Genomic DNA, 12932 nt, shown 5'->3' with positions numbered 1-12932 from the left:
GTTATAAACTTCAAACAAAAGAAAGAGTAAATAAACAGTGTAGTCTATACGAACCTAGAAATTCCCTAGAAGAAGTAGTAATACTTACAACTTATTTAAATAGGAAGAAATAGAAAATGAAATATCAAATTACATTCATATAAGTTTGAATATTTCAAGATGTTAAAATTTTGACAGTTCATATATAATAGTGAAAAGAGTGGATTTTTGTAACTATTTGTAAAAAAGGAGGATGCAAAATGAATAAAATAATACAAGCCCAATCTCAATCTCAATGGGATTTGGACAGGCTATATCCTCAAGAACAAAACTTCACGTTTTCTATAGAAACGATAGAAAGATTAAAAATTGAATATAAAGCAACAAAAGACTCAGTAATCCTTTCACAACTTATACAGGCTATTGAAAAAGCAGAGTATTACTTATATTGCCGTGCTGCTGAAGATGATCCACCACCCGAAAATAATTTACAAGGTGTAATAATAAACCAATTGAAGAAAGAAGTTCAACTATTAATAGAATCTAGTAAGGAACAAAATATTAATGGTAATAATTCAAGTATTAAGCTAATAGAAGATGAATTAAAAGCTTGGGAAGATATGTACATACAATTACGGAATAAGATAGAAGTAATACACGATAAAGAGACCTTATCTTTTGGACAAGCGAATTATGTTGCGATGAATAGTGATGATCATAATGAAAGATTCAAAGTATTCGATTCTCTTACAAATACTTTGAATAAGGAAAAAGAAATCTTTGCTACTGTATTGAACCAAATAGGAAGATTACGTAATACGCGGAGTAATGAATTAGAAAGGAGAGAAGTTTTAACTCAATCCCTTCAAATGAATGGCATTTCTGAAACTGTATTATCACAAATGTGGGATGCAACGGAATCTAAACTTGATAAGCTAGTAAGTGCTTTAAACGCTTTTAAAAAGGAAAAGAATTCGATTACATGGCATGAACTTATGACATTAAAAGAAAGTAATGTGAATGTTTTTCCTTTTTCAGTAGGAGTACAAAACATATATGATGCATTTGAAAATATAGATGAAGAATTGGCAAAGTTCGCGCGGAATGCGATAGCGAATGGCTGGGTCGATGCTGAACCGAGAGATAATAAACCGCCGGGGGGATTTTGTGCTCCTTTTTTCAGTGAAAAAGAATCCCGTATTTCAATGCGTTATGATGGGAGTATTGATAGTGTAAGAGTACTTGCTCATGAATTAGGACATGCTTGGCATTTTTATGTTATGAGTTTTGAACAATCCACTTCATTTTTAGATGATTATCTGCCAATGAGTACAGCTGAATCAGCGTCTATTTTCTTTGAAATGGTACTTGTAGATCACTTAATAAAAACAGCAGAATGTACAGAAATGAAAAAGTCATTGCTTAGCTGGAAAATTAGAAATAGCTTTAATTATGTTATGGCGATTCGTGCATCGTTTCAGTTCGAAAAGAGTTTTTATGAAAAAAGTAAAGAAGGTCCTATAAGTGCTGATGAAATTGAGAAATTATCTATAGCCGTGCAAGAAAAGGCATATGGAAATGCACTAACAGAATATCAGCCGTTTGTTTGGATGAAATACGTTCAGTTTTATATAGCAGATGTTCCTTTCTATAATTATCCATACACATTTGGTTATTTAGTAAGTTTTAGTTTACTAGAATTAGCGAAAGAAAATAAAAGGGAATTTCATTTGAGGTATAAAGAATTTTTGCGAGAAACGGGAAAAGCTCCAGTTGAAGAACTTATGAAAATACATTTTGAAATTGATTTAACAAATTATGAATTTTGGAATAAATCTTTTATACAAATCCATAAAGATATTGATGAATATTTGCAGCTTATGTAGGGGGCGCACAAATAGATAAAGGGGAATACATTATGAACAGAATCGGTATTATCGGAGCAATGCAAATAGAAATAGACTTACTTTTAGAAAAACTACATATAAAAGAGGAACATACAGTTGCCAACATGCCTTTCTATAAGGGAGAGTTCATGGGTACAGAGATTATAATTACTCGCTGTGGTGTAGGGAAAGTAAATGCAGCTGCATGTACACAAATATTAATTAGTAAGTTTGATGTAGACTCTATCATTAATACAGGTGTTGCGGGTGGATTACATTCGGATGTGAAAGTTGGCGATCTAGTTATTTCTACAAATGTTACGCATCATGATGTTAATAAAAATCAAATGAAGAATCTATTTCCGTTTCAAGAAGAGTTTCATGCAAGCGAGGAATTAAGAGATTTAGCCCGAAAAGCTGTTAATAGTAGTAGTTTAAATATTACTGTTCATGAAGGAAGAATCATCAGCGGAGAATGCTTCGTCGAGGATTCAAAATTAAAGGCGCAATTAGTCACTGAATATGCACCTCATTGTACAGAAATGGAAGGAGCGGCAATTGGACATGTTGCTCATATAAATGACATACCGTTTCTCGTTTTGAGATGCATTTCTGATAGTGCAGATGATTCAGCGCAAGTTTCATATGATGATTTCGCGAAAACGGCCGCGAATTATTGTTCAGAAATTATTGTTGAGATGCTTAAACATATTTCGAGTAAAACTGTATTGTAGTTAATACGTAAAGAATGGGAGAGTATAAAATGTTGCAAGCACTAATTTTCGATATGGATGGAACTTTATTTCAAACAGATAAAATTTTAGAATTATCACTAGATGATACCTTTGATCATTTACGGTCACTACAATTATGGAATGCAGTAACACCAATTGATAAATACCGTGAAATTATGGGTGTACCTTTACCAAAAGTTTGGGAAGCTTTATTGCCGAACCATTCTAATGAAGTAAGAGAACAAACGGATGCATATTTCTTAGAAAGATTAATTGAAAACATAAAGAGTGGGAAAGGTGCTTTATATCCGAATGTAAAAGAGGTTTTCAATTATTTAAAAGAAAATGATTGCTCAATTTACATAGCTAGTAACGGTTTAACGGAATATTTACAGGCAATCGTCTCTTATTATGATTTAGAGCAATGGGTTACTGAAACGTTTAGTATCGAACAAATTCAGTCGCTTAATAAAAGTGACTTAGTAAAAAGTATTTTGAAAAAATACGATATAAAAGAGGCAGCGGTAGTTGGAGATCGTTTATCTGATATAAATGCAGCTAAAGATAATGGCTTGATTGCGATTGGATGCAATTTTGACTTTGCAAAAGAAGATGAGCTTGCTCATGCTGATTTAGTAATAGATGATTTGATAGAGTTAAAGGTGATATTGCCTGAGATGAAGAATGTTTACGAAATGAATTGAATAACCTAACAAACAAACCCATGCTCAGAATAATATATTTCAGAGCATGGGTTTGTTTATTACTAGAATTATATTTTTAGTTTTTAAACTATTACATAAAAAAGCAGGTGAGAAAATGGATGCTATCAAATATTACTTAGACTTTGAAAGCATATGCAAAAACTCTTTACTTGGCGAGATGTTGAATGTTCCAAAATCTATATGTGGTGGGCTTTTGCATAGGATGTATGCCATGGAAACAACGAAAGGAAAGTATGCGATAAAACTATTAAATCCTCAAATAATGATTAGACCAATGGCAATACAAAACTATATTAATTCAGAAAAGATAGCTACTCTCGTATCTATAAAGGTATCAGCTCTCCCAGCCCAAAAAATTAAAGGCGATTCTATACAAAAAATAAATGATCAGTATTATCTCATATTTGATTGGATAGAAGGCGAAAAGCTGAAAGACGATGAAATTAATAGTGTACACTGTGAAAAGATTGGAGAAACCCTTGCAGAAATACATAAAACGGATTTTTCGAATTTAGATATAACGGGTGATGGATTGGATAATGACCAATTAATTGATTGGAATTATTATTTGCTAAGGGGGAAAGAAGAACACTTAGAATGGGATGAGTTGCTACTGAAAAATTTTGATAACCTCAAAAAATGGAATGTGGCAGCAATTGAATCATCTGAAATACTTTCAAAATCAGAGGTAATAAGTCATAGAGACTTAGACCCTAAAAATGTAATGTGGAATAATAATAAACCAGTGCTTATTGATTGGGAATCAGCTGGTTATATAAATCCGATGCAAGATTTAATTGAAACCGCAATTTACTGGTCAAAAAATGAACAAGGTGAACTTGAAAAACAAAGATTCGCCTCTTTTATTAGTGGCTATAAAAATAAATATGGTGAACTACACGCGAACTGGAAAATAGTATTAGCAGCTGGATTTTTAGGAAGGCTAGGATGGCTTGAATATAATTTAAAACGCTCGTTACGAATTGAATGTTCAGACGAAGAAGAACAGAAATTAGGAACGATTCAAGTAGTAGAAACAATACATGATATTAATTTCTATGCAGATACAATTCTTATAGTGGTTAATTGGTTAAATTATGATAAAGAAGAAGTCTGAAATGATTTCGATAGAAAGAGTAGGTAATTATGCTGCAAGATATTCAAATTAAGAAAATTGAAGATTTACTAAAACATGAGATCAATCACCTTGTCGAAGAAAGTAAAGAAGAAGGTTTTAACTTCCTATTAAAATTAATAAATGAATATGAATGTAAAAGAAATATGTTTAGTAAAACAGGCGAATGTTTATACGGCATTTTTCGAGGTGATACGTTAATTGGAATCGGGGGATTAAATCAAGATCCGTATACGAAAGATAAAAAAATTGGTCGATTAAGAAGGTTTTACATTGCAAAAGATTACCGGCAGAAAGGATTGGGGAGGTTACTGCTAGGGAGAATTATAAGCGATGCGAAAAAATATTTTACTATTGTTGTCTTACATACAGATACAGAACAGGGTGACAAATTTTATACTTCGAGTGGATTTGTGAAAGGGACAATGTATGTAGCAACAAGCCATTATCTAAACTTAGATAAAAGGATGTAGTGAATTATTATTTGCCCTTTTACGGAACGCTTGTTCTGTTTTATGTAGATTTATGGTATGATTTATTTAAATCTATTATTAGAATGGGGAATTAGATGATGGGAGAAAATAAAATTATTAATGATTTCAATGAATATTCAATTTGGATAAATGCATTGAAAGGTATGAGAGAAGAATTGTGGATGACACCAATATCAGAGGGGAAATGGACTGTTGGTGAGATCGTATCTCATATTATGAACGGGGATGACTATCTTTTACGTGAGACATTATCATCAGTGAGAGATGGACAGGGAATGGAGTTCCCTGACTTTGATACATATAATAAACTAGCCTCTAATTATGTAAAATCAGGTATATCTAAGATAAAACTTATTGAAGAAGCAAAAGCTAAAAGAGAGTTACTCGTAAAAGAGCTTAGTCTACTGTCTATTGATAAGCGAAAGGCTCATTTAACTGCCAATGGAGTATCGCATTGTCCTCATACTGGAACGCCGTATTCTCTTATATATATTATTAAAGAATTTGTAAATCACGATAACCATCACAAAAGGAAGATTGTGAATTTTTTAAATGAAAATCATATTAAAAAATCAACTTGTTAACTGATAAAGAAAGATCCCGCGAATGATACTTGTGGGATCTTTCTTTAATTAATTATAATTTAATATTCATTTGTTTCAATAATCCCTTCGGATCACCTTTTACATAATAAAAATGCGGATTATTCTCATCGTCGTAAAGCATAATATAAGGTTTTTCATTAAGTGGAAGAAGGATGAGTACTTCATCAATTGTTGTATGTAACCATTGATTTGTAATAGAAACAGGCTTAGATAAAGGGATTTTTATCATATGTCCATCTTTCGGAACGACATTTAAGTTTTTGAATGGACCGGTAATTGATTTTGCAAATTGAACTGCTTCTTTTTGAATAGCCGCATCTAAAGATTGTTTTTGGACTACCATTTCTTTTTTGCAATCAAATACTTCAATTTGTTTATTTGTATTTGCGAACGCATTTGTTGATAATAAAAAGAAAAGCAGAGTAATGACTCCTATTTTTTTGAACATGAAACAACACCTCACACTTACTATACCCTCAAACGTTGTAAATATTTTTATGTCACATTCATGTAACAAAGAAGTTGTATGATAAAATTGATATTTGCTTATAGGTAATGGAGGAAATGTAATGAAAGTATTAATCGCAGATGATGAACAAGATATGCTGAAAATTTTAAAAGCATATTTTGAAAAAGAAGGCTTCGAAGTTTTATTAGCGAAGGATGGAGAGGAAGCACTTCAAATATTTTATGATGAGAAAATTGACTTAGCTATTTTAGATTGGATGATGCCGAAAAATAGTGGTATTACTGTCTGTCAGGAAATAAAAAAGAATTCAAGTGTGAAAGTATTAATGCTTACTGCGAAAAGTGAAAGTGAAGATGAATTAGTAGCTCTTCAAAGCGGGGCAGATGAGTATGTAAAAAAACCATTTCATCCAGGAGTGCTAATAACCCGAGCGAAAAAGCTTGTGCAGCATGAAGATGTTATTCAAGTTCAAGATTTAAAAATAGATTTCACCAAAAATAAAGTATATAAAAATGCGAAAGAATTAGACATTACAAAGACAGAATTACAATTAATAAAGTGCTTTTTAAATCATAAAGGCACGATTTTAACGCGGAAAAAGTTGTTAGATATCGTCTGGGGATTTGATTATTTTGGGGAAGAGCGAACGGTTGATACGCATGTAAGAAGATTACGTAAAAAAATAGGAGAAAACATTATAAAGACACATCGTGGTTTAGGATATAGTCTGGAGGAAGAGTGTGAATAAGCTCGGTAAAAAGTTATTTTTCAGTATCTCTTTAACAGTCATCCTTATTTTTGCCATCTCTTTATTATTAATTAACTATTTTTTACCAAAATATAATGTGCACAAAACACGTGAAAGCCTAGAAGGCATTACAGCGCAAATACAGTCGATACCGCGTGAAGAACTTGATGATGCTATAAATCGCATTGAAAATGAAGGTAATGTTACGATTGCATATACATCAATAAATAATTCAGAAGATGCTATTAATGAAGCGTTACGCATGCAACTTACAAAAAAGAGAGTGGCACTAAACAAACTTTGGATTACAAAAGAAGAAATAATGAAAGTGAAGAACGTCGGTCAATCAAATAAAATTTATGATCAAGAGAAGATCAAATCTAGTTTTTTTGTAAAGTACATTGCGAAAGAAGATAAGTTAATTTTAGTAGGGGTTTCTATCGCAAATTCAAATGAAGTGATAAAAACACTTAATTCATTTTATTTATACATTTTAGGATTTTCGATTTTTCTTATTATCGTGCTCGTTTGGATTCTTTCAAAAACAATCACTACTCCACTGAAAGAATTAAGTGATGTCGCAGAAGATATTTCACGTCTGAAATTTAAACGGACGAAAGTTAAAACGAATGATGAAATAGGTGATTTAGCAAATAGTATTAACATCATGAGTGATAAATTACATGAAGCACATCAAGATTTAACAGATCGAAATGACCACTTAAAACGATTTATGGGCGATGTAACTCATGAATTAAAAACACCAATCGCATTAGTAAAAGCATATTCTATGGGAATAAAAGATGGTTTAGATGATGGCACATATGTTGATACAATTATTAAACAAACAGATCAAATTTCAAATTTAATTGAAGAGTTATTGCGATTTTCTAAACTAGAAAGAGATATTTTACAAAAAGAAGAATTCCCTATTGAACCACTAGTCCAAAGTATAATAGATAAGCATAAAATTGAACTGGATTCGAAAGAAATCAAGTTGCAAGTAAACTATAATGTTGGTGATACAATTGTTTATGCTGATTTAAATAAAATGAGAATGGTCTTTCAAAATTTAATTTCTAATGCGATAAAATATACAACGAATCAAAATATAAAAATCACATTAGAAGAGAAAAATGACGTTGTGTATTTTCAAATTCAAAATGGTATTGCTGCTGAGGGCGTTAAAGAGATAGATAAAATTTGGGAACCTTTTTACGTATTAGAATCTTCTCGTAGTAAAGAGAAATCAGGTACTGGATTAGGACTAGCGATTGTAAAAAGTATTTTAGAAAGACATGGATTTGAATACGGGGTTTCGGTAGTAGATGGGGAAATACAATTTTATATGTATATAGATAGGAACTAATTGTTATTAGTTCCTTTTCTATTATCTTGAAAGATTCGAATATTTTACAAATTTCTCAACTTTCTATAAAATATAAACTGAATTTTCTGTATTTTTGATGTATAGTAAGAGAAGGAATATATGGGGAGGGAAGGGCATGAGGAAAAAGAAATTAGCAATAACACTTTCAGCTATAGTATCTTTAACAATTACTTCAGGAGTTTCTAGTATGACTGCACATGCAGAAAATAAAGAAGGGATCTCCGCAAAGGAGAATAATGTTAAGTTAAATGGTCAAGTTTCAGAAGCTTTAACTCCAAACACAAAAATTCAATTGGAAAATGGGATGACGAAACCAATCTATTCTCTTGATGAGGCAATTATTGAAAATCTATTTGTAGAGACAGAAGTTGATAGTGATCGAGATGGTAAAAAAGATCGTGTATCAGTAAAGGTTATGCGTCCAAAGACGAATCCAGATGTGAAAGTTCCTGTTATTTATGAAATGAGTCCATATCGATCTGGTTTAAAAGATGTTCCTGTTTATAATGTTGATGAAGAATTGTATGCGTATGAAGGAAAACCGTATGGGGCAGTTAATCTTGGATCGTATGGTAATTATTATGTTCCGAGAGGATATGCAGTCATTTTAGGCGAAAGTATCGGAACTGGAAAATCAGATGGATGTCCGACAACTGGAGATGAACAAGAAATACTTGGGACGAAGTCTGTCATTGATTGGGTAAATGGGCGTGCGAAAGCATATACAGAGGATGGTAAGGAAGTAAATGCAAATTGGTCTTCGGGAAATGTAGGAATGACAGGAGTTTCTTATAATGGTACGTTACCGAATGCTGTCGCAACGACTGGAGTTGAGGGGTTAAAAACAATTATCCCAATCGCAGCGATTAGTAGTTGGTATGACTATTATCGTGCAAATGGGGCAGTAATTGCGCCAGGTGGATATCAAGGAGAAGATACAGATAATATGGCAGAAGCAGTACTAACAAGAAAGAACCCTGAAGTTTGCGGGCAAATTATTAAAGAACTAACAGCTGGACAAGATCGTAAAACAGGCGATTATAACGACTTTTGGGATAAACGTAACTATGTAAAAGATGTAAAAAATGTGAAAGCAAGTGTATTTGTAGTTCATGGGCTAAATGATTGGAATGTAAAAACGAAGCAGTTCGCACAGTGGTGGGAAGCTCTTGGCGAAAATAATGTTCCTCGTAAAATGTGGTTACACCAAGGTGGACACGGAGGAACATCAAGTAATAACTGGCAACAAACGCAAAATAAATGGTTCGATTATTGGTTATATGGAATTGAAAATGGAGTTATGGATGAACCGATGGTAGATGTACAACGTGAAAATAAATCGTGGCAAAAAATAAAAAATTGGCCAGATCCAGCGGCTGTACCGTCAAAAATCCGTATGTATTTAAGTAATAAAGCAGTCAACTTGCCATTAAGTATGGGATCAGTAAACAATGTTTTCTCATTAGTAGATGATGCTAAAATAAAGTCAAATCAACTAGTAGAAAACCCTGAGTTAGAAGTAGCGAATCGATTAGTATATACAATGCCTGTACTGCAAAAAGATATGCGAATAAGCGGTACGCCGAAGATTTCAATTAAAGGGAATATTGATCGGTCTGTATCAAATTTAACAGCATTACTCGTTGATTATGGCGGGGCGAAGCCTGAAATTGTAACGAGAGGCTGGATGGATCCACAAAATTTAAATAGTATAGAGAATTCAACCGCGATTCAACCTGGTAAAGATTATACATTTACATGGGACATGCAGCCAGATGATTATGTATTTAAAGCAGGACATCAAATAGGAGTCGTCTTAATCGCAAGTGATTACGATTATACAATTAGACCGAAAGCGGGCACGAAGTTTACAGTAAAATTGAGTGAAGTGACATTGCCGATTGTGAAATAAATAGTTATTAATAAAGAGCTTACTACATAGTAAGCTCTTTAAATTTTGAAATATAAATGCCTACAAACATGGGGAGTTTATTATGAATTTCTATCGATAGATACAAAAATGCTTATAACAAATAAAAAAATTGCATTAATGATTAAAAGTCCACTAAAGGTAAGCCCAGCAAATCCTCCAGCGAATCCATCTCCTACTTTTTCACCAATTACGTGCATAGTGGCAAAGAAAACAATGGGGGAAGAAAGAATGAAAATACCACTGGCTATTTTCCATATTCGTTTATATTTTTTTGCTATAAAGAAAATTAGAACATTAATAGCGATAAGAAGAAAAAGAAATCCAATTAATGAATTCATCATATCCTCCTTTCAGAATAAGTCTGAATTTTGAATTTTATATGTTCATTTTGAAGAGAATGCTATACAATATGATTATATTCTATGGAAAGCGAGTGATATATTATGACAGTCAGCTCTTTCGAATTTTCATTAAAATTTGAGGTACGGAAAGATTAAGTAAATTAGAATCTTCCGTACATATAAAACGGAGGAGAAAATAAATGTTTAGTTTTTATAGTAGACTTTGTACGGAACTTTATGATTACACAAAACCTGTCGGTTATTCTTTAAATGGTGATATTGAGTATTACCAAGAACGTTTAAATAATTGTGGGGGCAGAATTCTCGAAGCAGCAGTAGGATCAGGGCGTGTCATTATACCACTTCTTGAAGCTGGTTTTAAAGTTGATGGGATAGATTATTCACCTGAAATGCTAGATTCTTGCCGTAAGCGGTGTAAAGAGAGAGGCATACATCCTAATTTATATGAAGGAAGCTTGCAACAATTTTCACTGCCGCATAAATATGAGGCAATTATCATTCCTACTGGATCCTTTTGTTTAATTGAAAATCGTGATGATTCTATAAACGCTTTGAAATGTTTTTATGAACATCTTAATCCAGGTGGGCGTTTAATTGTAGATCTTGGGCTTCCGTATGATTGGAAGACAGGTGAGATTCATACATCGACTTTTTCCTTACCAAGCGGAGACGGGATTACATTAGAAAATAAATCAATTGAAATAGATTGGCTTAACCAAGTAACTGTATCATATTTAAAATATGAAAAATGGAGTAAAGGAAAGTTAGTACAAACTGAACTACAACGTTTTGCAATGCGGTGGTATGGAATAGAAGAGTTTAAACTCCTTTTAGAAAGTATAGGTTTCACTGACATTACTTGCTCTGCTGACTATGTTTATGAAAAGCAACCGTCAAATGCAGACCAAATTATTACTTTTGAAGCTGTACGAAAAGAATAATATAGGAACTATTCATGAAAATAAGGCAATCGACACAACATCGACTGCCTTATTTTCAATTTTAGGATATGTTTTATTTAATTGTTTATAGAGAAAGATCGGAGGAAAACAAATGAAATTCATCTTAATATTTGGCCCACAAGCAGTCGGGAAAATGACAGTTGGACAAGAATTAGCGAAACTAACAGATTTGAAAATTTTTCATAATCACATGACCATTGATTTAGTAAGTCCATTTTTTGATTACAGTACAAAGGAAGCAAAAAGATTAGTAAGTTTGTTTCGTAATGAAATATTTGAAGAAGTGTCTAAAAGTGATTTATACGGAATGATTTTTACATATGTATGGGCATTTGACCTTCAATCTGATTGGGATTATATAAATCATGTAGTAAGCATTTTTGAATCAAAAGGTGCAGCAGTATATTTTGTAGAGCTCGAAGCAGAATTAGATGAAAGATTAGATCGGAATAAAAGTCCACATAGATTAGAGCATAAACCAAAAAAAAGAGATATTGAATGGTCTGAAAAAAATTTAAAAGAAACGATGAAAAAACATAGATTAAACTCTCTTCATGGTGAAATTGAAAAAGAAGAGTACATAAAAATTAATAATACTCATTTGAGTGCTAAAGAAGTAGCTGTAATGATTAAGGAAAAATTCCGATTGTAAAATACTTAAATGCTGTTACGTTTTCATTGTCCAAGCATTCTCCTACTAACTACATATACTATTTATATTAAGGACGGTCACTAATTTATTGAGAAACCGTCATTTATATATAAATGACAACTTTGGAAGGAGTTAAGAAAAATTTGGAAAATGAACAGGCGGGAAGAATTGAAAATCAAGTGTATTCTAATCGAGTATTAAGATCAGAATTTGATGAAAATTGGGCAACTTGTATTTCGAAAAGTGGATATGTAATATATACGGCTACAAGTGACAATGCGGAAGTAGTAGTTTTACTTTCTGATGGTTCAAGAAAATTATTAATCTTTGAAAAAGGCGGTAAAGTAATAGTAGGCGGTGGTGGAACAAGCCATTATAGTAAACCGCATATTGCAAGAGATATTTAATGTGAAAAATGTTAATCGAGAAGATGCTTGTAGTATTTAATTTGTATATAGAAATGTTTTATCCTAAAGTAAGTTTTTGTTTTAGATTCTGGCGTTTTTTGTAACAAAAATAAGATGAAAAAGATCTTTAACGTATAAAGGTCTTTTTTGTTTTATTCACAAATAGAATTAATGGAGGTGAGCTAATAATGAAAAATAGTGGAGTAACCTATGTTCTTTCGGGAGTTCTCCTATTCGGTCTTACATATATAACTTCCGCAATTTACGCGGGTTCATTAGAAATTTGGGATAGACCAAGCGGAAAATTCTTTACTGCATTTTATGAAATCCAGGGTGCAATTTTATCGGTAATTTCAATTTGTTTTATTATAGCAGGGATATACTGTATACATAAAAAAGTGTAGCGAAAAACAATCAGCCTTTCATGTACTATACATGAAAGGCTGATTGT

Annotated in this window: 15 protein-coding genes; 13 read left to right on the top strand and 2 right to left on the bottom strand. The window is 32.3% G+C overall.

The window, feature by feature from the left end; genetic code table 11:
* Positions 1–239 precede the first annotated feature (239 nt).
* The 6 genes from V7038_RS27120 (at position 240) to V7038_RS27095 (ending at position 5537) form a co-directional block, all read left to right on the top strand.
* Positions 240–1865, top strand: coding sequence for a M3 family metallopeptidase (locus V7038_RS27120; protein WP_070146608.1), 1626 nt, complete (start codon positions 240–242; stop codon positions 1863–1865).
* Positions 1866–1897: 32 nt separating this feature from the next.
* Positions 1898–2599, top strand: a complete 702-nt coding sequence (locus tag V7038_RS27115) for a 5'-methylthioadenosine/adenosylhomocysteine nucleosidase (RefSeq protein WP_070146607.1) — start codon at positions 1898–1900, stop codon at positions 2597–2599.
* 29 nt (positions 2600–2628) lie between these two features.
* Positions 2629–3303 (top strand): HAD hydrolase-like protein, encoded by a 675-nt coding sequence (locus V7038_RS27110; RefSeq protein WP_070146606.1) that lies wholly within the window; start codon positions 2629–2631, stop codon positions 3301–3303.
* A 115-nt stretch (positions 3304–3418) separates the two neighbouring features.
* Complete coding sequence (locus V7038_RS27105) at positions 3419–4441, top strand: phosphotransferase (protein WP_335695908.1); 1023 nt, start codon at positions 3419–3421, stop codon at positions 4439–4441.
* Between the two features lie 32 nt (positions 4442–4473).
* Positions 4474–4932 (top strand): GNAT family N-acetyltransferase, encoded by a 459-nt coding sequence (locus tag V7038_RS27100; RefSeq protein WP_033714082.1) that lies wholly within the window; start codon positions 4474–4476, stop codon positions 4930–4932.
* Positions 4933–5030: 98 nt separating this feature from the next.
* Positions 5031–5537 carry a DinB family protein gene (locus tag V7038_RS27095; protein WP_335695907.1) on the top strand — a complete coding sequence of 169 codons (507 nt, stop codon included), beginning with the start codon at positions 5031–5033 and terminating at the stop codon, positions 5535–5537.
* A 52-nt stretch (positions 5538–5589) separates the two neighbouring features.
* Here the strand turns inward: V7038_RS27095 and V7038_RS27090 are convergent, their stop codons facing one another.
* Complete coding sequence (locus V7038_RS27090) at positions 5590–6006, bottom strand: hypothetical protein (protein ID WP_070146604.1); 417 nt, start codon at positions 6004–6006, stop codon at positions 5590–5592.
* A 121-nt stretch (positions 6007–6127) separates the two neighbouring features.
* Between V7038_RS27090 and V7038_RS27085 the strand changes: the two genes are divergently transcribed.
* The 3 genes from V7038_RS27085 to V7038_RS27075 all read left to right on the top strand — a co-directional run bounded on the left by V7038_RS27085 (position 6128) and on the right by V7038_RS27075 (position 10077).
* Entirely contained in the window at positions 6128–6775 is a 648-nt protein-coding gene (locus V7038_RS27085) for a response regulator transcription factor (protein WP_002110372.1), read from the top strand.
* Positions 6768–8144, top strand: coding sequence for a sensor histidine kinase (locus tag V7038_RS27080; protein ID WP_070146602.1), 1377 nt, complete (start codon positions 6768–6770; stop codon positions 8142–8144). Before V7038_RS27085 ends, V7038_RS27080 begins: the two co-directional genes overlap by 8 nt.
* Before the next feature lie 136 nt (positions 8145–8280).
* Entirely contained in the window at positions 8281–10077 is a 1797-nt protein-coding gene (locus tag V7038_RS27075; RefSeq protein ID WP_335695906.1) for a Xaa-Pro dipeptidyl-peptidase, read from the top strand.
* A gap of 80 nt (positions 10078–10157) precedes the next feature.
* Here the strand turns inward: V7038_RS27075 and V7038_RS27070 are convergent, their stop codons facing one another.
* On the bottom strand, positions 10158–10436 hold the full coding sequence (locus tag V7038_RS27070) for a hypothetical protein (protein WP_002110366.1): 279 nt from the start codon (positions 10434–10436) through the stop codon (positions 10158–10160).
* A 203-nt stretch (positions 10437–10639) separates the two neighbouring features.
* Here V7038_RS27070 and V7038_RS27065 point away from each other — a divergent pair, with 203 nt between their 5' ends.
* From V7038_RS27065 to V7038_RS27050, 4 genes are all read left to right on the top strand, one after another.
* On the top strand, positions 10640–11401 hold the full coding sequence (locus tag V7038_RS27065) for a class I SAM-dependent methyltransferase (RefSeq protein WP_002110365.1): 762 nt from the start codon (positions 10640–10642) through the stop codon (positions 11399–11401).
* A gap of 112 nt (positions 11402–11513) precedes the next feature.
* Positions 11514–12074 carry an AAA family ATPase gene (locus V7038_RS27060; protein WP_002110360.1) on the top strand — a complete coding sequence of 187 codons (561 nt, stop codon included), beginning with the start codon at positions 11514–11516 and terminating at the stop codon, positions 12072–12074.
* 143 nt (positions 12075–12217) lie between these two features.
* On the top strand, positions 12218–12481 hold the full coding sequence (locus V7038_RS27055) for a hypothetical protein (RefSeq protein ID WP_070139413.1): 264 nt from the start codon (positions 12218–12220) through the stop codon (positions 12479–12481).
* 188 nt (positions 12482–12669) lie between these two features.
* Entirely contained in the window at positions 12670–12885 is a 216-nt protein-coding gene (locus tag V7038_RS27050; RefSeq protein ID WP_002110356.1) for a hypothetical protein, read from the top strand.
* Positions 12886–12932: the final 47 nt, after the last annotated feature.

The sequence above is a fragment of the Bacillus sp. JJ783 genome (assembly GCF_036963225.1).
Lineage (GTDB): Bacteria > Bacillota > Bacilli > Bacillales > Bacillaceae_G > Bacillus_A > Bacillus_A cereus_U.
The sequence above is the reverse complement of the archived record's forward strand: the minus strand, read 5'-3'. Positions and strand labels throughout refer to the sequence as shown.

Excerpts from the sequence above, each read along its gene's own strand:
- V7038_RS27120 (WP_070146608.1), top strand. The coding sequence starts at position 240 with ATGAATAAAATAATACAAGCCCAATCTCAATCTCAATGGGATTTGGAC.
- V7038_RS27115 (WP_070146607.1), top strand. The coding sequence starts at position 1,898 with ATGAACAGAATCGGTATTATCGGAGCAATGCAAATAGAAATAGACTTA.
- V7038_RS27110 (WP_070146606.1), top strand. The coding sequence starts at position 2,629 with ATGTTGCAAGCACTAATTTTCGATATGGATGGAACTTTATTTCAAACA.
- V7038_RS27105 (WP_335695908.1), top strand. The coding sequence starts at position 3,419 with ATGGATGCTATCAAATATTACTTAGACTTTGAAAGCATATGCAAAAAC.
- V7038_RS27095 (WP_335695907.1), top strand. The coding sequence starts at position 5,031 with ATGGGAGAAAATAAAATTATTAATGATTTCAATGAATATTCAATTTGG.
- V7038_RS27090 (WP_070146604.1), bottom strand. The coding sequence starts at position 6,006 with ATGTTCAAAAAAATAGGAGTCATTACTCTGCTTTTCTTTTTATTATCA.
- V7038_RS27085 (WP_002110372.1), top strand. The coding sequence starts at position 6,128 with ATGAAAGTATTAATCGCAGATGATGAACAAGATATGCTGAAAATTTTA.
- V7038_RS27075 (WP_335695906.1), top strand. The coding sequence starts at position 8,281 with ATGAGGAAAAAGAAATTAGCAATAACACTTTCAGCTATAGTATCTTTA.
- V7038_RS27070 (WP_002110366.1), bottom strand. The coding sequence starts at position 10,436 with ATGAATTCATTAATTGGATTTCTTTTTCTTCTTATCGCTATTAATGTT.
- V7038_RS27065 (WP_002110365.1), top strand. The coding sequence starts at position 10,640 with ATGTTTAGTTTTTATAGTAGACTTTGTACGGAACTTTATGATTACACA.
- V7038_RS27060 (WP_002110360.1), top strand. The coding sequence starts at position 11,514 with ATGAAATTCATCTTAATATTTGGCCCACAAGCAGTCGGGAAAATGACA.
- V7038_RS27050 (WP_002110356.1), top strand. The coding sequence starts at position 12,670 with ATGAAAAATAGTGGAGTAACCTATGTTCTTTCGGGAGTTCTCCTATTC.